The organism is Arthrobacter sp. B1I2, from assembly GCF_030816485.1.
Taxonomy (GTDB): domain Bacteria; phylum Actinomycetota; class Actinomycetes; order Actinomycetales; family Micrococcaceae; genus Arthrobacter.
Genome location: NZ_JAUSYC010000001.1, coordinates 3,795,018 through 3,821,003, shown reverse-complemented (window position 1 = coordinate 3,821,003; position 25,986 = coordinate 3,795,018). Strand labels below are relative to the sequence as shown.

Genomic DNA, 25,986 nt, shown 5'->3' with positions numbered 1-25,986 from the left:
TTCCGTCCTGATGGGAAGTGCGGTGGATGCCAGGAGCACGGCCCGTCCGGGCCACGCTATTCAACCGTCAACTATTGGCAGGGTAAGAAGCCTCCGGGTTTTCTCATGAATGACCTGCCGGAAAATAAGGAGCGTCGGAATGCCCGTCGTAACCATGCGCCAGCTGCTTGACAGCGGCGTTCACTTTGGACACCAGACCCGCCGTTGGAACCCGAAGATGAAGCGCTTCATCTTCACCGAGCGCAACGGCATCTACATCATCGACCTTCAGCAGTCGCTGTCCTACATCGACCGCGCCTACGAATTCGTCAAGGCCACTGTTGCCCACGGCGGCACCGTGCTCTTCGTCGGCACCAAGAAGCAGGCCCAGGAAGCAATTGCCGAGCAGGCAACCCGCGTGGGCCAGCCCTACGTCAACCAGCGCTGGCTCGGCGGTATGCTGACCAACTTCCAGACGGTCGCCAAGCGCATCCAGCGCATGAAGGAACTCGAAGAGATCGACTTCGACGACGTCGCCGGTTCCGCGTACACCAAGAAGGAGCTGCTGCTCCTCAAGCGCGAGCTCACCAAGCTGGAGACCAACCTGGGCGGTATCCGCAACCTGACCAAGGCTCCGTCCGTGCTCTGGGTCGTTGACACCAAGAAGGAACACCTCGCCGTTGACGAGGCCAAGAAGCTGAACATCCCGGTTGTGGCCATCCTGGACACCAACTGCGATCCGGACGAAGTCGACTTCCCGATCCCGGGCAACGACGACGCCATCCGCTCCGTGAACCTCCTGACCCGTGTTGTGGCCGACGCCGTTGCAGAGGGCCTGATCGCCCGCAACAACCGCGGCACGGGCGCCACCGAAGCTCCGGAAGAGCCGCTGGCCGAGTGGGAGCGCGAGCTCCTCGAAGGCAGCAAGGCAGAAGCCGCTGAAGCTCCTGCTGCCGAAGAAGCTGCTCCGGCTGTCGAAGAAGCTGCTCCGGCCGCCGAGGAAGCCCCGGCTGCCGCCGAAGCTCCCGCCGAAGACGCCAAGTAACACACTTAAATCCGGATTCTCCGCGCTGTCCGCAGCCGGAGCTGCTGACAGGATGGCAGCCCACCCCGTGGGCCGCCGTCCTGTCGGTCCGTACACCACCACACATTTCTAGACAGAGGGGTTCACATGGCGAACTACACTGCCGCGGACATCAAGGCCCTGCGCGAGCGCACCGGCGCCGGCATGATGGACGTCAAGAAGGCTCTTGACGAAGCCAACGGTGACGCCGAGAAGGCCATCGAGATCATCCGCATCAAGGGCCTCAAGGGCGCTACCAAGCGTGAAGGCCGTTCCACCGCTGAAGGCCTCGTGGCCGCCAAGGTCAGCAACGGCGTCGGCGTCATGATCGAGGTCAACTGCGAGACCGACTTCGTTGCCAAGGCTGACAAGTTCATCCAGCTCGCCGACAAGGTCCTGGCCGTTGCCGTCGAGTCCGGCGCTGCCGATCTCGAAACCCTGCTCGCCACCGAGGTCGACGGCAAGCCGCTGTCCGAGGTCGTCATCGAAGAGGGCGCGGTCCTGGGTGAGAAGGTTGTTGTCCGCCGCATCTCCCGCGTTGAGGGTGCAACGGTCGACGCTTACCTGCACAAGACCTCCAAGGACCTCCCGGCCCAGGTCGGCGTGCTTTTCGCTGTCGACGGTGAAGGCGAAGCCGCCACCACCGCCGCCCACGATGTCGCTGTCCACATCGCCGCCATGGCTCCGAACTACCTCACCCGTGAGGACGTTCCTGCCGAGCTCGTCGAGTCCGAGCGCCGCATCGCGGAAGAGACCGCCAAGGCCGAGGGCAAGCCCGAAGCTGCCCTCACCAAGATTGTGGAAGGCCGCGTGACGGGCTTCTACAAGGGCGAGGTCCTGGTTGACCAGGCATTCGCAAAGGACGCAAAGAAGTCTGTGGCACAGGTCCTCGAAGAGGCCGGTGTCAAGGGAACCGCCTTCTCGCGTTTCCGCGTCGGCTCCTAGCCGGTACTGCAAGGGGGTGGCCACTTCGGTGGCCGCCCCTTTTGCATGCGCACAATCGACGTGAAGCACGGCCGGTTCCGACCACCGGACCCGGCAGGATACCCTTTTTTCAGAGTCAACAACGGGAAGGCATCATGGAAGCCGTCAACACTGACATCCATTCCGAGAAGAGCAAGCGGCGGGTCCTCCTGAAGCTTTCCGGCGAGGTCTTCGGCGGTGGGAAGCTGGGTGTCGACCCCGAGACCGTCCGCGACGTTGCCAAGCAGATCGCGGCGGCGGTCCCGCAGGTGGAAGTGGCCGTTGTGGTGGGCGGCGGAAACTTCTTCCGCGGCGCGGAACTGTCCCAGAGCGGCATGGACCGCTCCCGCGCCGACTATATGGGGATGCTGGGAACGGTCATGAACTGCCTGGCACTGCAGGATTTCCTGGAGCAGGCAGGCGTGGAAACCCGCGTCCAGAGTGCCATCACCATGGGGCAGGTTGCCGAGGCCTACATCCCGCGCCGCGCCATCCGGCACATGGAAAAGGGGCCGCGTTGTCATTTTCGGTGCCGGTGCGGGCCTGCCCTACTTCTCCACCGATACCGTGGCGGCGCAGCGCGCCCTGGAAGTCCACGCCGACGTGGTCCTCATGGCCAAGAGCGGTGTGGACGCTGTTTACACCGCAGACCCCAAGAAGGACCCCACCGCGGAACGCCTGGAAACCCTCAGCTACGACGACGCGCTCCGCCGTGACATCCGCGTCATGGACCAGACGGCCATGACCATGTGCAAGGACAACAGCCTCTCCATGGTGGTCTTTGGCATGGAAGGGGAAGGAAACGTCACCCGCGCCATCCTTGGCGAAAAGCTCGGCACGCTGGTCACCGCCTAGCTGCGGCTAGGATGTTTTCAGGACAGTTCCGTCCCTGCCTCCGGCGGGGACGGAAACGGCAACAAAGAACCACGTGAGTGCATGGAACCGGCGCCCCGGACTGCACCAGAACCGTCAGGAGAGACCGTGATCGAAGAAACCTTGCTCGAAGCCGAAGAAAAAATGGACAAGGCCGTAGAGGTAGCCAAGGAAGACTTCGCTGCGGTCCGTACCGGCAGGGCAAACCCGGGCCTCTACAACAAGGTCCTGGTGGACTACTACGGCTCACCCACGCCGCTGCAGCAGCTGGCCTCCTTTGCCATCCCGGACGCCCGTACCATCCTGATCACCCCGTTCGACAAGACCGCGATGCGCGACATCGAGCGGGCGCTCAGCGACTCCGAGGTCGGCGCCAACCCGTCCAACGACGGTAACGTCATCCGTATCACCATCCCGGAACTGACCAAGGAACGCCGCAAGGAATACGTCAAGATCGTCAAGACCAAGGGCGAAGACGCCAAGATCTCCATCCGCAACATCCGCCGCAAGGCAAAGGAGACCCTGGACCGCCTGGTCAAGGACGGCGAGGCCGGCGAAGACGAAGGCACCCGCGCCGAAAAGGAACTGGACAGCCTTACCAAGGCACATGTGGACGGCATCGACGAACTGCTCAAGCGCAAGGAAGCAGAGCTGCTCGAAGTCTGATGGGTCAGGCAGATCAGGCCCCCGCACCCAGGGCGCGCACAAGGGGGAAGCAGCCCAGGAGCAACCCGACACCAAAGGCCGGGCGGAACCTGCCGGCCGCCGTCGTGGTGGGCCTGGCCATGCTGCTGGCCGTTCTGGGCGGCCTGCTGTTCCTCCCGCTGGTTTTCGTAGCCATCGTCACGGCCTTCGCTGTCTTTGGCGTGTGGGAAATCTACCGGGCTTTGGAACACAACGGGACCAGGATGCCCATTGTGCCGGTCATGACCGGCACCGTGGCCATGCCGTTCGCCGCCTACTTCGGCGGCATCGAGACCCAACTGTTTACCCTGCTGCTCAGCGCCGTGGCGGTCCTGCTCTGGCGATCGATTGAAAGTGCCGCCGGATCGGCAAACAGTATTTTCGCCGGCGTCTTCACGTTGGGCTGGGTACCGTTCTTCATCAGCTTCGCCGCACTGCCGCTGCATGCGGCCGGCACAACGCCGCTGGGGCTCTGGCCCGGCGGCGTTGCCCCGATCGGAGCGTGGGAGATCGCCGTCATGCTGCTGCTGGTGGTCTCCAACGACACTTTCGGTTACCTGGTGGGTGCGTCCCTCGGCAAGCACCCCATGGCGCCGAAGATCAGTCCGAAGAAATCCTGGGAGGGTTTCGCGGGGTCGGCGGGGGGCGCCATACTGATCGGCATCCTGGCAGCCCTCTTCGTGCTGGACAAGCCGTGGTGGGTAGGCGTGGTGCTGGCCGTGGGAACCGTGGCCGCGGCCACCGCCGGGGACCTCGCCGAATCCATGGTCAAGCGTGAACTGGGCGTCAAGGACATGAGCAGCATCCTGCCCGGACACGGGGGAGTGATGGACCGGCTGGACTCCATCGTGTTCGCCTCACCGGTGGCCTTCATCCTTTTCGGTCTTGTGGCCAGCGCATAACCCCATCCGGCCGGCGGACCCGCGCATCCGACCCGGAAGCCGCCTGGACGGCTGAACCAAAACCGGCATCCTAAACTGGTGCGGAAGCATCACGGCTGAAGAGCACTGAAGGAATCGAAGTGGCATTGGACATTCATCGGCAGATCCCTGCGTCCTTTGAGCGCGTGCAGCGCAATGAGTACGGGTACAACGCCAGGCAGGTGGACGAGTTCCTGCAGCGGGCGCGCGTCTCCCTGGAATCGCCTGAAGCCGCAACCGACCCCATCAACAGCGCCGATGTGCGGGCCGTATCCTTCGACCCCATCAAGGGCGGCTACTCCGCTGCCATCGTGGACGCCGCACTGGACCGGCTCGAGGATGCCTTCGCCCGCAGGGAGCGGGATGAGCTGATTGCGGCCCACGGTGAGGAAGCCTGGCTCCGTGAAATCGGGAACCTGTCCGGCATCCTGCGCGGGCGGCTGCACCGGCCGGACGGCGACCGCTTCCGCCGGCCCACCAGGAAGAACGCCCGCAGCTACAACACGGACGACGTCGACCGGCTCTGCCGCGAACTTGTTGCCTACCTCGAACAGGACAAGCCGTTGAGCGTGGACAGCGTACGCCGGGCCGTCTTCCGCCCGGCAGTCGGCCGTGATGGCTACGAGGAATCGCAGGTGGACGCGTTCCTGGACCGCGTCGTCGAGCTGATGGCCGCCATCGACTGACTGGTCACGGCCACCAGGGGCGCTAGTCGCCGTCCGGCGGCGGAGTGGGGGATAGCGGCGTATAACGGCGCCACAGATCATGGTATCGCCAGCCCCCGCGCGCGACGGACAAAGCCAGGAACCCGGCGCCGCACACAGCGCCCGCCGCTGTGCCCCCTGCCGTTCCGGCGCCCGCCAGCGTCACCAGCAGGCCCGTCAGAATGGCAATCAAGGCTGCGTTCGCCGTCGTCATGAAGATCATGCTGCTGCCGGCCACATGGCCAAAGTTGCTCTCGTTGCCGAAGAAGTAGTAGGTCTGCCTGGAACCGGCCTGGTCGTCGTGGTGCGCCGCCATCAGGTAAGGTGCCACGCCCGGGTCAAGGTCCACGTAGGCGGCCCGCAGCCTGTTCATGGCGGTGACGTACATCAGGTCCTCGTAGGCCACGTTCATCACCCGGAGCTGGGTCAGGAGCCCGATCGCCGCGTCGATGAACAGGACAGCCACGGCCAGCAGGACAAAGGCATCCGAAAATCCCGTAGCCTGGCCCACCAGCGCCACGCTGACCAGGCTTGCCGACGTGAAAGTGAGGAACATGCTGATCCGGGTCAGCACCTCGCTCTGCGCGGTGCTGCGGGATGCGAGCAGGCCCCAGTGTTCCGTGGCGAGCAACTGCGCCCGCACGGAGGCCGGAACCGCACCCTGCTGGTGGGACGTACCGCCGTCCTCGATGGACATGGCGTTATTGTCCTCCCGATCACCGTTCGGTTGCCAGCGGCCGCTCCGGGGTGTGAAGGCGGGTCATGATCCGCGGCATCGTGGCGGGGATCCGGTGCGCGGTGGCCCTGGACACAATGACCATGACGGCGAAGGCGGCGGGCACGCTCCAGGCCGCAGGCTGGGCGAGCCACGCCGGCGTCAGGCCCGAACCGGACACCGAGCCTGCGATCATCGCGCCGCCGCACAGCACCCCGCCGGTCAGCATGCCCGCGATGGCCCCGACATCTGTCAGGCCGCGCCACCAGATGCCAAGCAGCAGGACCGGGCACACCGTGGAGGCGGTGAAGGCGAAGACCAGGCCCACGCTGCCGGCGAGTGCCAGGGACCCGGTCATGAGGGCAAAGCCAAGGGGGACGACGGCGGACACCACGGCGGCGAGCCGGAACCCGCGGACGCTGCCGCCCAGGATGTCCTGGCTGATGACGCCTGCCAGGGACACCACCAGTCCGGAGGTTGTGGACAGGAACGCGGCGAAGGCCCCGGCCACCACCAGGGCGGAGAGCAGGTCGCCCGGCGTCCCGCCAACGAGTTCGCCGGGCAGCCGCAGGACCATGGCGTCCGGCTGCCCCGAGCGGGCCAGGTCCGGGGCGTACATGCGGGCCACCAGGCCGTAGGCAGTGGGAAAGAGGTAGAACACGGACAGCAGTCCCAGGACGATCAGCGTGGTGCGGCGCGCCGAGTGCCCGTCCGGATTGGTGTAGAAACGGACCAGCACGTGCGGCAGCCCCAGGGTACCGAACAGCAGCGCCACCAGCAGGGAGACGTTCTGGTAGAGCCCGGCCGGCGCCAGATGCGTGGGGTTGACTGCCGGCGGGGATTGCGGCGCGGCCCCGTTGCCGGCCAGCACGAAGATGATGAACAGGATGGGCACGGCCAGGGCTGTCAGCTTGAGCCAGTACTGGAACGCCTGGACAAAGGTGATGGACCGCATCCCGCCCGCCGCCACGGTAAGGCACACCACCACCACGACCGCCACGGAACCCACCCAGGACGGCAGGCCCGTGGCGATACGGATGGTCAGGGCGGCCCCATGGAGCTGCGGCACGATATACAGCCACCCCACCATGACCACCACCAGGCTGGTGACCCGCCGGACCATCCGGGACGAGAGCCGGGACTCGGTAAAGTCCGGGATGGTGTAGGCGCCCGAACGGCGCAGCGGGGCGGCGACGAAAAGCAGCAGCATCAGGTAGCCGGCAGTGTATCCCACGGGGAACCAGAGTGCGTCGGTCCCGGACAGCAGGATGAGCCCGGCCACGCCCAGGAAACTCGCGGCCGACAGGTACTCGCCGCCGATCGCCGACGCGTTCCACCAGGGCCGCACCGTACGCGAGGCAACGTAGAAGTCCCCTGTGGTGCGTGAGATCCGCAGCCCGTAGAAGCCGATAACGGCCGTGGCGAGGGACACCACCGCTACCGCAGCCAGGGCGACTCCGGCGTTCACCCGTGCCTCACTGTTCACCCGCCAGGTCCCGGTACCGCGCTTCGTTGCGCGCCGCAGTCCTGACGTACAGCCAGGCGCTCAAACCGATCACCGGGTAGATCCCGGCACCCAGCAGGAGCCAGCCGAAGGGGATGCCGGCGATCCGGGTCTCGGCCAGGCCGGGAACCGCCACCAGGATCAATGGGAATGCGGCAAGGATCAGCAGGAAGCCGCCCGCCACCACCAGGGCCAGCCGCAGCTGGGATCTGATCAGGGAGCGAACGAATACCTGCCCCACGTCCGAGTCCTGGGCGGCTTCCCGCGACTCGTGCGGGCGCGGCGCGCCGCGGACCGGGGTGCCGGCAGAAGCCCGCGGGGCCGTGACCCGAACCCGGGTCATGCGTGCGGCCTGATCCTGGTGGCCTCCAGCTTCTCCCGCACAGTCGGCAGGTGGCGCCGGCTGATGGGAAGGCCCGCGCCGGCCACTGTCACGCGCGGCCCGTCAGCCGCCAGCTTCATCGAGGACACGTGCTTCAGTGCCACCAGGTAAGAGCGGTGGGTGCGGATAAACCCGGCGTCGGCCCATTGCTGTTCAAGGTCGGCCAGCGGCACCCGGATGAGATAGCTTGCATCGGCGGTGTGCAGCCGGGCGTAATCCCCCTGGGCCTGCACATAAGTGACGTCGTCGCGGCGGATCATCCTGGTGGTGCCGCCCTGGTCCACCGTGATCATCTCAGGTGCCGCGCCGCCGTCGCGCAGTTCACTGATCCGCCCCACGGAGCGGGCCAGCCGCTCGGCACGCACCGGCTTGAGCAGATAGTCCACGGCGGCGAGTTCGAACGCCGCCAGGGCATGGTCCTCGTCGGCGGTGACAAACACAACGGCCGGGGGATTGCTGCTCCGGGCAATGGCGGCGGCGATGTCCAGGCCGGACACCGCGGCCATGTGGATGTCCAGGAAGACAGCGTCGATGCTTCCGGCGGACAGGGCTGTGAGTGCTTCAGCGCCGGACGTCGCCCGCAACACCTTTCCGATGCGTTCGTCCCTGCCCAGCAGGAAGGCCAGCTCCTCTACGGCGGGCAGCTCATCATCAACGACGAGGACGTTAATCATGCTCCTAGGGTACTTCCAGCTGCAGTGCCCGCTTCACGCATCATGCCCGGGCTGGGACTTTGGCACCCGCATGGTGATCAGCGTTCCCTCGCCCGGCGCTGTTTCCACCACCAGCCCGTGGTCGTTGCCGTAAACCTGGCGGAGGCGGGCATCCACATTCCGCAGCCCCACGTGGTCCCCGTCGGTGTGGCCCGCCAGCACCGACCGGAGCTGCTCCGGATCCATCCCCACGCCGTCGTCCTCGATGGTGACCTCGGCAAAGGCCCCGGCGTCCTCCGCGGTAATGCTGATGTGTCCTGGTCCTGCCTTCGCCTCGAGCCCGTGCCGGACGGCGTTCTCCACCAGCGGCTGAAGGCTGAGGAACGGGATGACGGTGCTGAGTACTTCCGGTGCAACGCGCAGGCTGACCTGGACACGGTCGCCGAACCGGGCACGCTCCAGGAGCAGGTAGCGGTCGATGCAGCGGAGCTCCTCGGCAAGCGTGGTGAAATCGCCGTGCCTTCGAAAGGAGTAGCGGGTGAAGTCCGCGAACTCCACCACCAGCTCCCTGGCCCGCTCCGGATCGGTGTTGATGAAGGACGCGATGGCGTTGAGCGAGTTGTAGATGAAGTGCGGGCTGATCTGGGCCCGCAGCGCCCTGACTTCTGCTTCCATCAGCAGCGTCCGGGATGCGTCCAGTTCGGCGAGTTCCACCTGGACCGCCACCCAGTCAGCCACTTCCCCCGTGGCCCTGACCAGCCCCGCCCCGGCGGAAGGAGCGAAGGCGGCTACAGTGCCCACGATGCGGGTGCCGGCCCGGACCGGGGCGATCACGCCGGCAAGGCGGCCGCCGGTTCCGTCCGCGCCTGCGGAGAGGACAGCTGTGCGGCCCGACCCAAGGACCCCGGCGGCCAGTTCCATCAGGCGCGGCCTGATGTCCTCGGCAGTCCCGTCCCAGGCGAGTACGCCGGAAGTGTCCGTTATGGCCAGGGCGTCGCAGGCCAGGAGGGCGCGCAGCTGGCGGCTGGCTTTCGCGGCGCCGGCCGGGTTCAGGCCGCGGCGCAGGTGCTGCCCGGCCTGGGACGCGGCGTGGAGCGTGTGGTAGGTGGCGCGCTCGGCGTCCGTGCCCAGGTCCCTGAAGGAGCGGAGCACCTTGAGGCCCACGCCGACGACGACGGCAATGGCCATGGCGATCACCGCCACGGCCGCGGCGGTCAGGAGGGGGGAGTCCGGCATGGTGCCCAGCGTAGCGGCGGGTGCCGCTTGCCGCAGCATCGCAACCGTTGAGCGACCGTGGCCCGGCAGGTGCTGGAAGCGGTGGCGGGCGGGAGGCACAGTGATTGGTGTCACATCTGCGGTGTTCCTGTGCAGTGCCTCTGCGCAGTGTCCCTGTCCGGAGGCCCAGCCAGAGCCTCCGTCCCAGGGCCTGCCGCCCGGTGTGTACCGGCAACTCAATGAGGAGGAACGATGGGTAACGATGCCCATACTCCGGACGCAGCGGCGTCCGTGGACTTCGAGCAAGTCCAGTCGACCGGGCAGTTCCAGGAATTGCGCAGGCGTCACCGCAGCTTTGTCTTCCCCATGGCAGTGGTCTTCCTGCTGTGGTACTTCGCCTATGTCCTGCTCGCCGATTACGCGGTGGGATTCATGTCCACCAAGGTCTGGGGCAACATCAACGTCGGCCTGATCCTGGGCCTGCTCCAGTTCGTCTCGACGTTCGCCATCACGGGCTGGTACGTGCACTACTCCAACAAACGGCTGGACCCGATTGCCTCCGAAATCAGGAACGAGATCGAGGGGCACGAATTCGATAAGGATGGAAACCGAGTGGGCGGAGCCAACAAATGATCGTAATTCCCGCTGCGGTGGATGTCGCCGCACTCAAGGACACCACCCTTTTGAACATGGGCATCTTCGGCCTGTTCGTGGCCGTGACCATGGTGATCGTGTTCCGCGCCAGCCGCAACAACAAAACTGCCGCCGACTACTATGCCGCCGGGCGCTCGTTCACCGGCTCGCAGAACGGCACCGCCATCGCCGGTGACTACCTGTCGGCAGCCTCCTTCCTGGGCATCACGGGGGCCATCGCCATCAACGGCTATGACGGGTTCATGTACTCCATTGGCTTCCTGGTGGCCTGGCTCGTGGCACTGCTGCTGGTGGCTGAACTGCTGCGCAACACCGGCAAATTCACCATGGCGGATGTCCTTTCATTCCGGCTGAAGCAGCGCCCGGTCCGGATTGCCGCCGCCATCTCCACGCTCGCCGTCTGCTTCTTCTACCTGCTGGCGCAGATGGCCGGTGCGGGAAGCCTGATCTCCCTCCTGCTGGGCATCAGCGACTGGGGCGGACAGGCGCTGGTGATCATCGTCGTCGGCGCCCTCATGATCATGTACGTCCTGATCGGCGGCATGAAGGGAACCACCTGGGTCCAGATCATCAAAGCCATGCTGCTGATCGCAGGTGCCGCCGTCATGACCGTTTGGGTCCTGGCCATCTACGGCTTCAACCTCTCCGCCCTCCTGGGCGGCGCCGTGGAAACGGCCAACAACCCGGCCGTCCTCAACCCCGGCCTGCAGTACGGCAAGACCGACACCTCCAAGCTGGACTTCATGTCCCTGGGCCTCGCGCTGGTCCTGGGTACGGCCGCCCTCCCGCACGTCCTGATGCGCTTCTACACCGTGCCCACGGCCAAGGAAGCACGCAAGTCCGTGGTCTGGTCCATCTGGCTGATCGGCCTGTTCTACCTGTTCACCCTGGTGCTGGGCTACGGGGCTGCCGCCCTGGTTGGTCCGGACACCATCAAGGGCGCCCCGGGCGGCGTCAACGCTGCCGCGCCGCTGCTGGCCTTCTACCTGGGCGGCCCGCTGTTGCTCGGTTTCATCTCGGCGGTCGCCTTCGCCACCATCCTGGCGGTGGTGGCTGGGCTGACCATCACGGCTGCGGCATCCTTTGCGCATGACATCTACGCCAACGTCATCGCCAAGGGCAAGGCTGACGCTGCCACTGAGGTCAAGGTGGCCCGGCGCACCGTGGTGGTCATCGGCATCCTGGCCATCCTGGGCGGCATCTTCGCCAACGGCCAGAACGTGGCCTTCCTGGTGGCCCTGGCCTTCGCCGTCGCTGCTTCGGCCAACCTGCCCACCATCATCTACTCGCTGTTCTGGCGGAAGTTCACCACCCAGGGCGCCGTGTGGAGCATGTATGGCGGCCTGGGTGCTGCGATCCTGCTCATCGTGTTCTCCCCGGTGGTTTCCGGGGCGAAGACCTCGATGATCCCGGGCGCCAACTTCGCCCTCTTCCCGCTCAGCAACCCGGGCATCGTGTCCATCCCGCTGGCCTTCTTCCTGGGCTGGCTGGGCACCACCCTGGACAAGAAGCGGGAGGATCCGGCCAAGCAGGCCGAAATGGAAGTCCGCTCGCTCACGGGCATCGGAGCCGAAAAGGCAGTCGGCCACTAGCGTCACGACGGGCTGTTCCGGAGCGTAAAAAGAGCCCCCCGTCCCGCGAGCTGCGGGGCGGGGGGCTCTTCCGTGACCGAAGAGTCAGGCCGCAGGCCGCAGCTTGATGTTCGTCATGCGAAGCTGGTCCGTGCCCTCGAAACGGTACGCGAGGTCCACGTTCTTGCCGGTGCAGCTGATCTGGCCCACTACCTCGGCCGACTTCACCCCGTTCTCGGTGGCCACCTTCAGGTCGTTGTAGGCGGGCTGGCAGGAGCTGTCCATCTCCAGGCTTTTCACCCCGGAGATGAAGGCCTCCTTGGAGAGCTGTTTCTGCAGTGCGGGGTCAAGGTATTCGTCGTATGCGCGGGAGCTGTCACCGGCGATGACCTTCCTGGTGAAGTCGTCCGCAAGGCCCCTGGCCTGGTTGGTGGCGCTTCCCACCACGTTCACCAGGATGACGACGCCGAGGATCACCAGGAGCAGCACCCCGCCGATGCTGCCGAGGATGATCCACAGCTTCCGCCGGCTCCGCTGCCGTGGCGGTTCCCCCGGCAGTCCGAACGGGGACGGCTGCTGGGGCGGTTGGCGAACCTGCTGTGGCGTGTAGCCCGCCGGGCCCTGCTGGTACGGATCCTGGGGACTGCTCAAAGGGGGAGCCTTTCGGGAACAGGCGCTGGGCGCCCGGCGGAGTGGCCCGGGCCCTTCCCGGCCCGGCACATGACTGGAACCAGCCTATAACCCTGCCCGCCGCCGTCGTGCTTGGAGCGTCGTTTCCAGGTGCTGCTGCTAGGCGCCCTCGGAGCCCCGGTCCAGCAGGGGCTGAACCCGGAAGGGGATCAGTTCGCCCATCGCCAGCGCGGTGTCAGCCCGCTCCACGCCGTCGCAGGCCAATATCTTGCCGTTGATCCGGAACAGGTCCTCGGCGTCCCTGGCGACGACGCGCAGCAGCAGGTCCGCCGAGCCCGTCAGCCCGTACCCCTCCAGAACCTCGGGAATGGCGGCGATCTCTTCCGCCAGCCGCCCAAGTTTCTGTTGCTGGACGTGAACGGAGATGAAGGCCATCAGCGGATACCCCAACGCCACTGGACTGATGCGCCGTTCAAAGGACAGGAAGACGTGCTTTCTTTCCAGTTGGGCCATGCGCGCCTGGACGGTATTGCGGGACAGGCCGAGCTTTTGCGCGAGGGCCACCACGGTGCGTCGGGGGTCCTGCGCCAGTGCCGCCAGCAGGCGGGTGTCAGTGCCATCCAAAGCTCGCATAATGCGCAACGCTAGCACGGTGCAGGGGTCCCAGGTAGGGCAGTATGCGCAAAAAATGCCGCAGTGGTTGTACCCCGTGGGCATTGTGAGTAGGGTCACAGTATCTGGGGCAATGACGCCCGGAAGGCCGGTGGCGGCAGGGGCCAAAAGTCCAAAAACCACAGGTCAACGACGTACGAAGGTTGCGGCAATCGTGTCTACAGACGAAACGGGCCCTGGCGGAGCAAAAACCCCTGAAAACGCGCGAACTCCCGGAATCGCGGAAACCCCTGAAAGCGCGAAAACCCCTGACCGATCCGGAGGGGACCTCGTCCAGCTGATCACCCCGTCCGGTGAGCGCATCAGCCACCCGGAGTTCGATTTCTGGGTCAGGGACATTACGGACGATCAGCTGTGCTCCCTCTTCGAGGACATGACTGTGATCCGCCGGATCGACGTGGAGGCCACCGCCCTGCAGCGGCAGGGTGAGCTGGCCCTGTGGCCGCCGCTCCTGGGCCAGGAGGCAGCCCAGATCGGGTCCGGGAGGGCGCTGAGGGCGGACGACTTTGTGTTCTCCAGCTACCGCGAGAACGGTGTGGCCTACTGCCGCGGTGTTGACCTGACGGACCTCCTCCGGGTGTGGCGGGGGAACGCCTCCGGCGGATGGGACCCGTACAGCATCAACATGGCCACGCCGCAGATCATCATCGGCGCCCAGACTTTGCATGCTACGGGTTATGCCATGGGTATCCAGAATGACGGCGCAGATGCGGTGGCCATCACCTACTTCGGTGACGGTGCCACCAGCGAGGGCGACGTCAACGAGGCCATGGTGTTCGCCGCCAGCTTCCAGGCCCCGGTGGTGTTCTTCTGCACGAACAACCACTGGGCCATCTCCGAACCCGTGCGCCTGCAGTCGCACATCCAGCTCGCGGACCGGGCATCCGGCTTCGGCATCCCCAGTCTGCGCGTGGACGGCAATGATGTCCTGGCGGTCATGGCTGCCACCAGGCTTGCCCTGGACCGGGCGCGCCGCGGCGGTGGCCCCACGTTCATCGAGGCCGTGAGTTACCGCATGGGCCCGCACACCACCGCCGACGATCCCACCCGCTACAGGGATGCCAATGAACTGGAGGACTGGGCCGCCAAGGACCCCATCTCCCGGCTGGCCGGCCTCCTGGACCGGAAGGGGATCCTGACTGCGGAGCTGCGGCAGCAGGTCAAGGACAAGGCCGATGCCGTGGCATCGGAGATGCGCCGCGGATGCACCACCATGCCGGAACCGCAGCCCATGGACATTTTCAAGCACGTCTACAGCACGCCCAATTCCTGGCTGGAACGCCAGCAGGACCATTACGCCCGTTACCTGGCCTCCTTCGGCGATCCCGCAGGAGCCGTGTCTGAGGAAGGTGCACGCTGATGACCCAGTTGACCTTTGCCCGTGCCATCAATGCCGGGCTGCGGAAGTCGTTGGAAAACGACCCCAAGGTGGTCCTCCTCGGGGAAGACATCGGCGCCCTTGGCGGCGTGTTCCGGGTGACGGACGGCCTGCAAAAAGACTTTGGCATGCACCGCGTGGTGGACACCCCGCTCGCGGAGTCCGCCATCGTGGGAACCGCCGTCGGCCTTGCATACCGCGGCTACCGCCCGGTGGTGGAAATCCAGTTCGACGGCTTCATCTACCCGGCGTTCGACCAAATCGTCAGCCAGGTGGCAAAGCTCCATTACCGCACCCGCGGCGCCGTCAAGATGCCCATCACCATCAGGGTCCCGTTCGGCGGCGGCATCGGCTCACCGGAACACCACTCCGAGTCCCCGGAAGCCTACTTCACCCACACGTCCGGACTGCGGGTGGTGACGGTCGCGAACCCGCAGGACGCGTTCACCGTGATCCAGCAGGCCATTGCCTGTGACGATCCTGTCCTCTACTTCGAACCCAAGCGCCGCTACCACGACAAAGGCGAAGTGGACGAGTCTGCAGACCCGCGTTCCGCCCTGCCCATGGACAAGGCCCGGGTCCTGACCGACGGCAGCGACGTCACCCTGGTGGCCTACGGCCCCCTGGTCAAGACTGCCCTGGACGCAGCCTCCGCCGCCGCGGACGAGGGCATCTCCATTGAAGTCATCGACCTGCGCTCGCTGGCCCCGGTGGATTATGAGCCCGTGGTGGCTTCGGTGCGGAAGACCGGACGGCTGGTGGTGACGCACGAGGCCGGACAGTCCGGGGGGCTGGGTGCGGAAGTGGCGGCCAGCATCACCGAGCGGTGCTTCTACCACCTCGAGGCCGCGCCGGTCCGGGTGACCGGATTCGACATTCCCTACCCCTACTCAAAGCTGGAAATGCACCATCTGCCGGGCCTGGACCGCATCCTGGACGGCGTGGACCGTGCCCTGGGCCGCCCCAATTCCCTGAGCGGGCTGGAAGGATGAGCGCCACCATGATCAAGGAATTCCGGCTCCCCGACCTGGGCGAGGGACTCACAGAATCTGAAATCCTCAGCTGGAAAGTGGACGTTGGCGACACCGTCAGCCTGAACCAGGTCATCGCCGAAGTGGAAACCGCCAAGGCCGTGGTGGAGCTTCCGTCCCCGTTCGCCGGGGTGATCAAGGAACTCCACGAACAGCCCGGCTCCGTCGTGGAGGTGGGCAAGCCGATCGTCTCCTTCGAGGTGGCGGACGACGCCGGCGCGCCACCTTCGCAGCTATCTGGCGCCTTTCCCCGGGGGGCGGGGGAGTCCGCCGTGGAAACTCCGAACGCAGGGGAGACTCCGAAGCGGGAACCCAACCTCGTGGGGTACGGCGCCGTCGTCGAAGGTTCCGGGCGGCCGGCGCGGCGGCCCCGGACCTTCGCCCCGGTGGTTGAGCCTGTCGAAACCAGGCCCGTCGAAACCACGCCTGTCGAAACCAGGCCTGTCGAAACCACGCCTGCCGAGCGCCCCCGGTCCACGCCTCCGGTCCGGAAGCTGGCCAAAGACCTGGGCGTGGACCTGGCGCAGGTCGCCGGCACGGGCCCCGGCGGGCTGATCACGCGGGAAGACGTCCAGGGCTTTGCCGGGCACGCGGGAGAGCCTGCCACGGCGACAAGTGGGCCGGTGTCTGTCCCCGGCGGAGGCCGGCCGGGTGAGCGGGAGACCCGCACTCCCATCAAGGGCGTGCGCAAACACACTGCGGCGGCGATGGTGCAGAGCGCCTTCACCGCGCCCCATGCCACTGAATTCCTCACCGTGGATGTCACGCCCAGCCTTGACCTGCTGGCCAAGCTCAAGAACAGCAGGGAATTCACCGGGATCAAGCTCACCCCGTTGACGCTCGCTGCCAAGGCCGTCCTGATCGCCCTCCGGCGGAACCCGGCACTGAATTCGCGCTGGGACGAGGAGAACCAGGAAATCGTCACCTTCAACTATGTGAATCTGGGCATCGCCGCGGCCACGCCCCGGGGACTCACCGTGCCCAACATTAAGGACGCCGACACCATGGGCCTCCCGCAGCTTGCCCAGGCCCTGACGGCGCTCGCCGAAACCGCGCGGGCAGGCAGGACCACCCCCGCCGACCTTTCCGGCGGCACCATCTCCATCACCAACATCGGCGTTTTCGGCATCGACGCCGGCACCCCCATCCTCAACCCGGGGGAAGCGGCGATCCTTGGCCTGGGCGCGGTCCGCACCATGCCTTGGGAGTACAGGGGTGAGGTGGCGCTGCGGCAGGTGCTCACGCTGAGCCTGTCCTTCGACCACCGGTTGGTGGACGGAGAGCAGGGCTCCCGCTTCCTGGCCGACGTCGGAGCGATCCTGGCCGAGCCTGGCATGGTGCTCACCATGGTCTAGCAGACACCCGGAATTTGGAGTTTTTGGGCAGGTACGAGGACTTCGGGCCCTCGCAAGCCCCCGTATCTGCCCAAAAACTCCAGGGCCTAGGTGGGTGGTGCGGGTGCGCTCTCGACCATCAGGGCCGCCAGTGCCATCCGTTCGAGCAGGGGGCGGGCAACCCCGGCCGCCATCCGCCTGCCATGGCTGCGGACCGAGTGCGGCGTGGAATTGATGAGACCAAACGTTGCATGGGCACGCATCCGCAGCTCAGCAGCGTCAACCCCCGGGTGGACCTTGGCCAGGACCTCCACCCACACCTCCACATAGTTGCGTTGCAGGGCGCGCACCGCGGACTGGTCCTGCTCGGACAGATTGCTGAAGTCCCGGTCCTGCACGCGGATCACGTCCGGTTTTCCGAGCGCGAAATCCACCTGGAACTCCACCAGCCGCCGCAGGGCAGCGAGCGGATCGGACGTGCTGTCCACCACCTGGCGCCCGCCGTCCAGCAGTTCCCGGCTCACGGTGACCAGGAGATCGGCGAGGACAGCCTGCTTGCCGGGAAAGTGGCGGTAGACCGCCGGCCCGCTGACGCCTGCTGCCGCGCCAAGGTCCTCCAGTGACACGCGGTTGAAGCCATTCAGTGCGAACAGCGAGGCGGCGGCGGACAGCAACGCCAGCCGCCTGTTCTCCTTGGCCTTGCCGCGCTGGGTGGTAGGAGTCGGCTGCACTGAACTGCTGGGCTGCGCCGTACTGCTTGCCAGCGTCGTATCGCTGGAACGGGTTTCCGTGCTGCGCACTTTTCCTCCTCGGACCGACGCAGATTCTAGCAAGCCGGCCGTGTGTTGGACATCACAGTTAATCGAGACTAACCTGAATTTCAGTTACTAGTCACTAACCGAGTTGGCGCGGAGCCGGCCCGGCCCATGCAAGGACGGATCGTCGATGGAGACACTGGCCACCCGGCTTGACCCAGCAAGCGAGTCCTTTCGCGCCAACCGCGAAGCGCAGTTGTCGCTCGCCGGGGAGCTGCGGAAGAGGCTGGCGGATGCCGCGCTGGGCGGGCCCCAGAAGTCGCGGGACCGGCACGTGGCCCGCGGCAAGCTGCTGCCCCGGGACCGGATCGACCAGCTGCTGGACGACGGCAGTCCGTTCCTGGAAATCGCACCGCTGGCCGCCAACGGCATGTACGGCGACGAGGCGCCAGGCGCCGGAGTCATCGCCGGGATCGGGCTGGTGCACGGCCGCCAGGTCCTGGTCATTTCCAACGACGCCACCGTCAAGGGTGGCACCTACTACCCGCTGACGGTGAAGAAGCACCTGCGCGCCCAGGAGATCGCCCTGGAAAACCGTCTGCCCTGCGTCTACCTGGTGGATTCGGGCGGGGCCTTCCTGCCCAAACAGGACGAGGTCTTCCCGGACAGGGACCATTTCGGCCGGATTTTCTACAACCAGGCGCGCCTCTCGGCAGCCAAGATTCCGCAGATCGCGGCCGTGATGGGGTCCTGCACGGCCGGCGGTGCCTACGTCCCAGCCATGAGTGATGAGACCGTCATTGTCCGGAACCAGGGCACCATCTTCCTGGGCGGGCCGCCACTGGTGAAGGCAGCAATCGGGGAAATCGTAACTGCCGAGGAACTGGGCGGCGGCGAGGTGCACTCGCGCGTCTCGGGCGTGACGGACCACTTGGCCGAAAACGATGAGCATGCCCTGCAGATCATCAGGGACATCGTCTCCACGCTGCCGCCTCCCGCCGCGCCCGCCTGGCAGGTGGAATCCGCCGTCGATCCCGCCGTGGACCCGGACGGGCTCTATGGTGCAGTGCCCACGGACGTCAACGCGCCCTACGACGTCCACGAGGTGATCGCCCGGCTGGTGGACGGCAGCCGGCTCCATGAGTTCAAGAAGGACTACGGCACCACCCTTGTCACGGGATTCGCCCGGATCCACGGACACCCGGTAGGAATCGTGGCCAACAACGGCGTGCTGTTCAGCGAGTCCTCGCTCAAGGGCGCGCACTTCATTGAACTCTGCGACCAGCGTGGCATCCCGTTGCTGTTCCTGCAGAACATCTCCGGCTTCATGGTGGGCAGGGACGCCGAGCAGGGCGGCATCGCCAAGAACGGCGCCAAGATGGTGACTGCCGTTGCCACCGCCCGCGTTCCCAAGCTGACAGTGGTGATCGGCGGCTCCTTTGGCGCCGGCAACTACTCCATGTGCGGCCGCGCCTACTCGCCGAGGTTCCTTTGGATGTGGCCGGCCGCCCGGATCTCGGTAATGGGCGGCAACCAGGCCGCCAGCGTGCTGGCCACCGTGAAGCGGGACCAGTATGAAGCGGCGGGTGAGGAATGGCCGGCCGATGACGAGGAAGCTTTTAAGGCGCCTATCCGCCGGCAGTATGAGGACCAGGGCAGCCCCTACTACTCCACCGCGAGGTTGTGGGACGACGCCGTCATCGATCCCGCCGATACCCGCACCGTCCTGGGCCTGGCGCTCGACGTCGTCTCCCGCACCCCCTTGCCGGAGACCTCCTTCGGCCTCTTCCGGATGTGAGCCAGCAATGATCATGCAGACCACCCCAGCAGCCCAGGCCACAGCCGGTCCGGCCATCAATGAGGGCATCACCGCGGCGACGGATGCCCAGCCGCTCTTCAACACCGTTCTGGTGGCCAACCGCGGCGAAATCGCCTGCCGCGTGATCCGGACGTTGCGCCACCTGGGAATCCGTTCCGTCGCCGTCTACAGCGATGCCGACGCCGGCGCCCGCCACGTGCGCGAAGCCGACGCTGCCGTGCGCATCGGCCCGGCCCCGGCGGCAGAGAGCTACCTCAGCATCGACGCGATCCTCGAGGCTTGCCGGCAGACCGGCGCCGAAGCCGTTCACCCCGGCTATGGCTTCCTCAGCGAAAACGTGGACTTCGCCCGTGCCCTGGAGAAGGCCGGCATCACGTTCATCGGCCCCGGGGTGGAAGCGCTGAACGTCATGGGCGACAAGATCCGCGCCAAAAACCATGTGGCGGGCTACGGCGTACCCGTGGTCCCCGGCGTCGCCAAACCCGGCATGACGGACAGCGAACTCCTTGAGGCCGCCGCCGCCGTCGGCTTTCCCCTGCTCATTAAGCCGTCCGCGGGCGGTGGCGGCAAAGGCATGCACGCCGTCAAAAAACAGTCGGACCTGCCCGCCGCCCTGGCCACCGCCCGCCGCGTGGCAGCCGCCGCGTTCGGTGACGACACCCTGTTCCTGGAGCGCCTGGTCACCACCCCGCGCCACATCGAGGTACAGGTACTGGCGGATAACCACGGCAATGTCATCCACCTCGGCGAGCGCGAATGCTCCCTGCAGCGGCGGCACCAGAAAGTCATCGAGGAAGCCCCGTCGCCCCTGCTGGAAGGCCTTCCCAACGGGCCGGAAGTCCGGGCACGGATCGGTGAGGCCGCCTGCAATGCGGCCCGCAGCGTGAACTACAGCGGCGCCGGAACGGTGGAGTTCCTGGTTTCCGATGACGCGCCGGACGAGTTCTTCTTCATGGAAATGAACACGCGGCTGCAGGTGGAGCACCCGGTCACCGAGATGGTCACCGGCATCGACCTGGTGGAATGGCAGGTGCGGATCGCCGCGGGTGGGGAGCTGACCGTGCGGCAGGCCGACGTCGGGCTTTCCGGGCACGCAGTGGAGGCGCGGGTCTACGCCGAGGTGCCCGAAAAGAACTTCCTCCCGTCCACCGGAACCGTGCTGATGCTGGACGAACTGCCCGGCCCGAGGCAGCGGCCGGGCGCCCTGGCCCGAAGCGAAACGGAGACAGTGCAGGGCCGGGTCCGTGTGGACTCATCACTGGTGGAGGGGCTGGAGCTCTCGGCACATTACGACCCCATGATCTCCAAGGTGATTGCGTGGGGGGACCACCGCGCCGCCGCCCTGGCGGCCCTTGACGAGGCACTCGCGGGTTACACCGCGTTGGGCATCGACACCAACGTCGAGTACCTGCGGCTGCTGATCAGCGACCCCGACGTCCGTGCCGGGCACCTGGACACGGGTCTGATCGAACGGAAGCTGCCCGGGCTGGAATTCCGGCGCGCAGGTGAACCGGAGTTGGTGGCCGCCGCGCTCTACGCCCTCTCCCTGGAGACGCAGAACAGCCCTGCGCCGGAGAGCGGCCCCTGGCAGGGCAGGAGCGGGTGGCGGCTTGGAGCGCCGGCGCCACGCCGGGCCAGCCTGGGAACGCCCGACGGCGGCGTGGTGACCGTACAGGTCAGCGGAAGTCCCAACGGGGGAGCGACAGCCGGCGTCGCCGTCGACGATGGGCCGCGGCGGAGCGCGTCGCTGCAGTGGTCCAGCCGGCAAAGCATCGAACTCGACCTTGACGGCCACCGCGCCGCCTACCGGCTGGTGCCGGTCTACTCAGGGCCCAACAGGCCAACGTGGGACACCCCTGCGCCCGGCGGCCCCACCCAGCTCTTCCTTGGCAACGACGGCTGGTCCAGCCGCCTGGACGTGCTGACCCGGGAGGCGCGGCTGGAACGCGTGCTGGCGGCCGTCCAGCGACAGGAAGGCGCGGCCGATCCCGAGGTGCGCTCGCCGATGCCCGGAACCGTCGTGGCCGTCCCGGTGGCCGACGGGGACACGGTGGAGGCCGGGGAGGTCCTGGTGTCCGTGGAGGCCATGAAGATGGAACACCACCTGGTGGCCCCGCTGGCGGGGACGGTCCACCTGGCCGCCAGTACCGGTGACCTGGTGAAGGCGGACCAGGTGGTGGCCACCATCCATCCCAGTGCCACCGGCACAAAGACAGGCAGCACAAAGACAGCCAGTACAGAAACAGACACAACCGCACCCCAAGGCGAAGGAGCCTGAACATGACCGGTTTTGAACTCACCGAGGAGTACCAGGACCTCAGCGACACCGTGCGCGATTTCGCGGACAACGTGGTGGCCCCGGTCTCCGCCAAGCACGACGAAGAGCACAGCTTCCCCTACGGGGTGGTGAAGCAAATGGCCGAGATGGGCCTCTTCGGGCTGCCGTTCCCTGAAGAATACGGTGGCATGGGCGGGGACTACTTCGCCCTGGCGCTCGCCTTGGAGCAGCTTGGCCGTGTGGACCAGTCCGTTGCCATCACGCTCGAAGCCGGCGTATCCCTGGGCGCCATGCCCGTCTACCGCTTCGGCACGGACGCACAAAAACAGGAGTGGCTGCCGATGCTTGCCTCCGGCCAGGCGCTCGCCGGATTTGGCCTGACAGAGCCGGAGGCAGGATCTGATGCCGGCGGTACCAAGACCCACGCCCGGCGGGAGGGCGGCGGGTGGGTGATCAACGGCAACAAGGAGTTCATCACCAACTCGGGCACGGACATCACGCGGCTGGTCACCGTCACCGCCGTCACCGGGCAGAAGGAACGCGGGGACGGTTCCATCCGGAAGGAAATCTCCACCATCCTGGTGCCCACCGACACCCCCGGCTTCAAGGCGGAAAAGCCATACAACAAGGTGGGCTGGAACGCCTCTGACACACACCCGCTGACTCTTAGGGACGTCCGGGTCCCGGAAGCTAACCTGCTGGGAGAGGAGGGCCGCGGTTACGCCAATTTCCTGTCCATCCTGGACGAGGGGCGCATCGCCATCGCAGCCCTGGCCACGGGTGCGGCGCAGGGCTGCGTGGACCTGTCGGTCAAATACGCCAACGAACGCCGCGCCTTCGGACACCAGATCGGCAAGTACCAGGCCATCTCGTTCAAGATCGCCCGGATGGAAGCGCGGGCCCACACCGCCCGCCTGGCCTATTACGATGCAGCCGCCCGGATGCTTGCCGGCAAGCCGTTCAAGACCCAGGCGGCCATCGCTAAGATGGTCGCAGGCGAGGCAGCCATGGACAACGCGCGGGATGCCACCCAGGTATTCGGCGGCTATGGCTTCATCAACGAGTTCACCGTGGCACGCCACTACCGCGACTCCAAGATCCTTGAAGTGGGGGAGGGCACCACGGAGGTCCAGCTGATGCTGATCGCCCGCGAACTGGGTCTTTAGAACTGGGACTGTAGCCGGCCTGAGAGGATCACCGATGATTGACAAGGTTGTTGCCAGCGCTGACGAAGCGGTTGCGGACATCCCGGACGGCGCCTCGCTGGCGGTGGGCGGATTCGGTCTCTGCGGAATTCCGGTGGCACTGATCGACGCGCTGCACCGGGCCGGCACCTCGGGGCTGGAGACCGTCAGCAACAACTGCGGCGTGGACGACTGGGGGCTGGGAATCCTGCTCCGGGACGGGCGGATCCGCCGCACCATCAGCTCCTACGTGGGCGAGAACAAGGAGTTCGCCAGGCAGTACCTGGCCGGTGAGCTCGAAGTGGTGCTCACCCCGCAGGGCACGCTGGCCGAAAAGCTGCGGGCCGGGGGCGCGGGCATCCCGGCTTTCTACACCAAGGCGGGGGTGGGCACGCAGGTGTCCGACGGCGGCCTGCCGCAGAAGTACGACGCCAACGGCGGCATTGCGGTTGCTTCCGAGCCGAAGGAAGTGCGGTCCTTCGGGGGAGTGGACTATGTCCTGGAAGAGTCCCTGACGCCGGACTTCGGGCTGGTGCACGCGTGGAAGGGTGACCGGCACGGCAACCTGGTTTTCCACGCTACGGCGATGAACTTCAACCCGCTGTGTGCCATGGCCGGAAGGATCACCATCGCCGAGGTGGAGGAACTCGTGGAGCCCGGCGAACTCGACCCCGAACACATCCATACCCCCGGTATCTTCGTCCAGCGGGTCGTCCTGGCGCGGGACGGGGAGAAACGGATCGAAAAGCGGACGGTTGCCCTCACGGCACCGCCCGCGGGAGGACGAACCCCCGGCAGCGACCAGCAGGCAGGAGCATGACCATGGTTCCCAAGAGCACGGATCCCAACAGCCCCGAAGCCCCGCGGCCCGAAGCCGTACGCCCCGAATACCGGAGGACCGGTTCCCAGCAGCATGCTGGGCCGGGTGATTCAACATCCGCTGTGGAAACGAAGGGCTGGACGCGCAACGAACTCGCCGCCCGGGTTGCCCGGGAACTCCGCAACGGCCAGTACGTGAACCTGGGGATCGGGATGCCCACACTGATTCCCAACTACATCCCCGAGGGGGTGGAAGTGGTGCTTCACTCGGAAAACGGGATCCTCGGCGTCGGGCCCTATCCCGTTGAAGACGCGGTGGATCCGGACCTGATCAACGCCGGCAAGGAAACCGTGACGGTCAACAGGGGCGCCGCTTTTTTCGACTCCGCCACATCCTTTGGCATGATCCGCGGCGGCCACGTGGACCTCGCTGTCCTGGGCGCCATGGAGGTGGCCGCCAACGGTGACCTGGCCAACTGGATGATCCCAGGGAAGATGGTCAAGGGCATGGGCGGCGCCATGGACCTGGTGTTTGGCGCCAAGCGGGTGATCGTGATGATGGAGCATGTGGACCGCAACGGCAACCCCAAGATCGTCCAGGAGTGCTCGCTCCCGCTGACCGGGAAGGGCTGCGTGGACCGGATCATCACGGACCTCGCAGTGATCGACGTGGTGAAGGACGGCGGCGCTTCCAGGCTGGTGCTGCGGGAACTGGCCCCCAACGTCTCGGCCGAGGACGTGGTGGCGGCCACCGGCGCGGACCTGTTCGAGGAAGACCGGGAACTCACGGTATGACGGACGGCAACGGTCCGGCTTCCCTGCAGAAGGACGGCGGCGGTAGGCGCGTCATCGAGCAGCGCGGGCTGTACTTCGACGAGCTGGAGGAAGGCGTGGTGTACGCCCACCGCCCGGGACGCACCGTGACCGAAACCGACAATGTCCTCTTCACCACGCTCACCATGAACACCCAGGCGCTGCACCTGGATGCCGCCTGGAGCGCGGGGCAGCCTTTCGGCCGGCGGCTGATGAATTCGATGTTCACCCTTGCCACCATGGTGGGCCAGTCCGTCACCCAGCTCACCCAGGGGACCATCATCGCCCAGCTGGGCCTGACGGACGTCTCCTTCCCGCACCCGCTCTACCACGGGGACACCCTCTACACGGAGACCGTCATCACCGGCAAGCGGCTTTCGGCCTCACGCCCGGGGCAGGGCATCGTTACCATGGAGCACACCGGGCGCAACCAGGACGGCACCGTGGTGGCCCGGGCCACCCGCAGCTGCCTGATGTGGACGCGTGAGGCCCACGTCAAGGCGCAGGACGCCGGACAGGAGACAATGCCGGTATGACTTTCGTGATGGGACCCGCGCTGCTTTTCTGCCCCGCCGACCGGCCTGAGCGCTACCAGAAGGCCGCCGCCCGGGCCGACGCCGTGATCCTGGACCTGGAAGACGCGGTGGCACCGGCGGACAAGCAGCGCGCCCGTGGTGCCATCCTTGCCCAGTTGGGAACCACCGGCGTCGAACCGGAGCTCGAACCCAGCTGCACCATAGTCAGGGTCAATCCCGTTGGCAGCGCGGACTTCGAAAAGGACCTCCACTGCCTGGCCCATACGCCCTACCGCACCGTGATGCTGGCCAAGGCCGAATCGGCCGAACAGCTCAAGGCGCTGGAGGGCTACCAGGTGATAGCACTGTGTGAAACGGCCCTTGGCGTGCTCAACGCCGAGGCCATCGCCGCCGCCCCCAACGTGGTGGGCCTCATGTGGGGAGCGGAGGACCTGCTGGCCACCCTGGGGGGTACTTCCAGCCGAAAGGACGACGGCGGCTACCGGGCGGTGGCGCTGCACGCCCGCTCCACCGTCCTGCTGGCCGCGCGCGCCTACGGCAAGGAAGCGGTGGACGCCGTGTACACCAACATCCCAGACCTCGACGGACTCGCGGCCGAGGCTGCCGACGCCGTGGCCTCCGGCTTCAGCTCCAAAGCATGCATCCATCCCAGCCAGGCGGCCCTGGTCCGCAAAGCCTACGCACCCTCTGAAGACGAGGTTGCCGCCGCTCAAGCGCTCCTGGAGGCTGCAGCGTCAGCTGGATCGGGAGTCTTCCAGTACCAGGGAAAGATGATCGACGGACCCATCCTCAAGCATGCCCAGGAGATCATTCGCCGCGCCGCTGCCGGCGCATAACCCGCTGCGGACGCATAGCGG

General features: G+C 66.5%; 25 protein-coding genes and 1 pseudogene. 18 read left to right on the top strand and 8 right to left on the bottom strand.

Translation table 11 applies throughout. The annotated features are described in order from the left end of the window. The first annotated feature begins 139 nt into the window (after positions 1-139). From rpsB to QFZ57_RS17790, 6 genes and pseudogenes are all read left to right on the top strand, one after another. A complete protein-coding gene (rpsB, locus tag QFZ57_RS17815) occupies positions 140-1,024 on the top strand; it encodes a 30S ribosomal protein S2 (protein ID WP_306631819.1) in 885 nt (294 codons plus the stop codon). A gap of 126 nt (positions 1,025-1,150) precedes the next feature. Then, positions 1,151-1,987 carry a translation elongation factor Ts gene (tsf, locus tag QFZ57_RS17810; protein ID WP_306631818.1) on the top strand — a complete coding sequence of 279 codons (837 nt, stop codon included), beginning with the start codon at positions 1,151-1,153 and terminating at the stop codon, positions 1,985-1,987. Between the two features lie 134 nt (positions 1,988-2,121). Beyond that, positions 2,122-2,860 (top strand): annotated as a pseudogene (gene pyrH / locus QFZ57_RS17805) (UMP kinase). Positions 2,861-2,986: 126 nt separating this feature from the next. Further along, positions 2,987-3,544: a ribosome recycling factor gene (gene frr / locus QFZ57_RS17800; protein WP_306631816.1), complete on the top strand. Its 558-nt coding sequence runs from the start codon at positions 2,987-2,989 to the stop codon at positions 3,542-3,544. Next, entirely contained in the window at positions 3,544-4,464 is a 921-nt protein-coding gene (locus tag QFZ57_RS17795) for a phosphatidate cytidylyltransferase (RefSeq protein ID WP_306901126.1), read from the top strand. Before frr ends, QFZ57_RS17795 begins: the two co-directional genes overlap by 1 nt. Positions 4,465-4,583: 119 nt before the next feature. After that, positions 4,584-5,168, top strand: coding sequence for a DivIVA domain-containing protein (locus tag QFZ57_RS17790; RefSeq protein WP_306631814.1), 585 nt, complete (start codon positions 4,584-4,586; stop codon positions 5,166-5,168). A 22-nt stretch (positions 5,169-5,190) separates the two neighbouring features. Here the strand turns inward: QFZ57_RS17790 and QFZ57_RS17785 are convergent, their stop codons facing one another. From QFZ57_RS17785 to QFZ57_RS17765, 5 genes are read right to left on the bottom strand one after another with little or no spacing between them, the layout of a single operon-like run. After that, complete coding sequence (locus tag QFZ57_RS17785) at positions 5,191-5,883, bottom strand: hypothetical protein (RefSeq protein ID WP_306631813.1); 693 nt, start codon at positions 5,881-5,883, stop codon at positions 5,191-5,193. A 19-nt stretch (positions 5,884-5,902) separates the two neighbouring features. Further along, a complete protein-coding gene (locus tag QFZ57_RS17780) occupies positions 5,903-7,369 on the bottom strand; it encodes a sodium/solute symporter (RefSeq protein ID WP_306901617.1) in 1,467 nt (488 codons plus the stop codon). Between the two features lie 7 nt (positions 7,370-7,376). Continuing rightward, positions 7,377-7,748, bottom strand: a complete 372-nt coding sequence (locus QFZ57_RS17775; RefSeq protein ID WP_306631812.1) for a hypothetical protein — start codon at positions 7,746-7,748, stop codon at positions 7,377-7,379. Beyond that, positions 7,745-8,461, bottom strand: a complete 717-nt coding sequence (locus tag QFZ57_RS17770; RefSeq protein ID WP_306901124.1) for a LytR/AlgR family response regulator transcription factor — start codon at positions 8,459-8,461, stop codon at positions 7,745-7,747. The genes QFZ57_RS17775 and QFZ57_RS17770 overlap by 4 nt, the downstream gene beginning before the upstream one ends. Before the next feature lie 33 nt (positions 8,462-8,494). Beyond that, the gene (locus tag QFZ57_RS17765) at positions 8,495-9,676 is read right to left on the bottom strand and encodes a sensor histidine kinase (RefSeq protein WP_306632559.1); all 1,182 of its coding nucleotides are present in this window, start codon (positions 9,674-9,676) and stop codon (positions 8,495-8,497) included. A gap of 231 nt (positions 9,677-9,907) precedes the next feature. Between QFZ57_RS17765 and QFZ57_RS17760 the strand changes: the two genes are divergently transcribed. Beyond that, positions 9,908-10,288: a DUF485 domain-containing protein gene (locus tag QFZ57_RS17760; RefSeq protein WP_306631810.1), complete on the top strand. Its 381-nt coding sequence runs from the start codon at positions 9,908-9,910 to the stop codon at positions 10,286-10,288. Further along, a complete protein-coding gene (locus QFZ57_RS17755) occupies positions 10,285-11,901 on the top strand; it encodes a solute symporter family protein (RefSeq protein WP_306631809.1) in 1,617 nt (538 codons plus the stop codon). Before QFZ57_RS17760 ends, QFZ57_RS17755 begins: the two co-directional genes overlap by 4 nt. 84 nt (positions 11,902-11,985) lie before the next feature. Here the strand turns inward: QFZ57_RS17755 and QFZ57_RS17750 are convergent, their stop codons facing one another. Then, a complete protein-coding gene (locus QFZ57_RS17750) occupies positions 11,986-12,531 on the bottom strand; it encodes a hypothetical protein (protein WP_306631808.1) in 546 nt (181 codons plus the stop codon). 138 nt (positions 12,532-12,669) lie between these two features. Continuing rightward, positions 12,670-13,143, bottom strand: a complete 474-nt coding sequence (locus tag QFZ57_RS17745) for an Lrp/AsnC family transcriptional regulator (protein WP_306631807.1) — start codon at positions 13,141-13,143, stop codon at positions 12,670-12,672. Between the two features lie 193 nt (positions 13,144-13,336). On the opposite strand from QFZ57_RS17745, the gene pdhA reads away from it, so the two are divergent. Genes pdhA through QFZ57_RS17730 form a run of 3 tightly spaced genes read left to right on the top strand, consistent with a single transcriptional unit; the run spans position 13,337 to position 16,946 of the window. Further along, entirely contained in the window at positions 13,337-14,542 is a 1,206-nt protein-coding gene (pdhA, locus tag QFZ57_RS17740; protein ID WP_306901123.1) for a pyruvate dehydrogenase (acetyl-transferring) E1 component subunit alpha, read from the top strand. Continuing rightward, positions 14,542-15,552 carry an alpha-ketoacid dehydrogenase subunit beta gene (locus QFZ57_RS17735; protein ID WP_306631805.1) on the top strand — a complete coding sequence of 337 codons (1,011 nt, stop codon included), beginning with the start codon at positions 14,542-14,544 and terminating at the stop codon, positions 15,550-15,552. Before pdhA ends, QFZ57_RS17735 begins: the two co-directional genes overlap by 1 nt. After that, entirely contained in the window at positions 15,549-16,946 is a 1,398-nt protein-coding gene (locus QFZ57_RS17730) for a dihydrolipoamide acetyltransferase family protein (protein WP_306901122.1), read from the top strand. The genes QFZ57_RS17735 and QFZ57_RS17730 overlap by 4 nt, the downstream gene beginning before the upstream one ends. An 86-nt stretch (positions 16,947-17,032) precedes the next feature. On the opposite strand, the gene QFZ57_RS17725 is transcribed toward QFZ57_RS17730, so the two are convergent. Next, positions 17,033-17,689, bottom strand: coding sequence for an SACE_7040 family transcriptional regulator (locus QFZ57_RS17725; RefSeq protein ID WP_306901615.1), 657 nt, complete (start codon positions 17,687-17,689; stop codon positions 17,033-17,035). Between the two features lie 181 nt (positions 17,690-17,870). Between QFZ57_RS17725 and QFZ57_RS17720 the strand changes: the two genes are divergently transcribed. From QFZ57_RS17720 to QFZ57_RS17690, 7 genes are read left to right on the top strand one after another with little or no spacing between them, the layout of a single operon-like run. Continuing rightward, the gene (locus QFZ57_RS17720; RefSeq protein WP_306901121.1) at positions 17,871-19,478 is read left to right on the top strand and encodes a carboxyl transferase domain-containing protein; all 1,608 of its coding nucleotides are present in this window, start codon (positions 17,871-17,873) and stop codon (positions 19,476-19,478) included. A gap of 13 nt (positions 19,479-19,491) precedes the next feature. Further along, entirely contained in the window at positions 19,492-21,777 is a 2,286-nt protein-coding gene (locus tag QFZ57_RS17715; protein WP_306901120.1) for an acetyl/propionyl/methylcrotonyl-CoA carboxylase subunit alpha, read from the top strand. A 2-nt stretch (positions 21,778-21,779) separates the two neighbouring features. After that, the gene (locus QFZ57_RS17710; protein WP_306901119.1) at positions 21,780-22,943 is read left to right on the top strand and encodes an acyl-CoA dehydrogenase family protein; all 1,164 of its coding nucleotides are present in this window, start codon (positions 21,780-21,782) and stop codon (positions 22,941-22,943) included. A 34-nt stretch (positions 22,944-22,977) separates the two neighbouring features. After that, positions 22,978-23,781, top strand: coding sequence for a CoA transferase subunit A (locus QFZ57_RS17705; protein WP_306901118.1), 804 nt, complete (start codon positions 22,978-22,980; stop codon positions 23,779-23,781). Positions 23,782-23,783: 2 nt separating this feature from the next. Continuing rightward, entirely contained in the window at positions 23,784-24,575 is a 792-nt protein-coding gene (locus QFZ57_RS17700; protein ID WP_373461271.1) for a CoA transferase subunit B, read from the top strand. Then, entirely contained in the window at positions 24,572-25,129 is a 558-nt protein-coding gene (locus QFZ57_RS17695) for a MaoC family dehydratase (protein WP_306631798.1), read from the top strand. The genes QFZ57_RS17700 and QFZ57_RS17695 overlap by 4 nt, the downstream gene beginning before the upstream one ends. Beyond that, positions 25,126-25,965, top strand: a complete 840-nt coding sequence (locus QFZ57_RS17690; protein ID WP_306901117.1) for an HpcH/HpaI aldolase/citrate lyase family protein — start codon at positions 25,126-25,128, stop codon at positions 25,963-25,965. The genes QFZ57_RS17695 and QFZ57_RS17690 overlap by 4 nt, the downstream gene beginning before the upstream one ends. Positions 25,966-25,986: the final 21 nt, after the last annotated feature.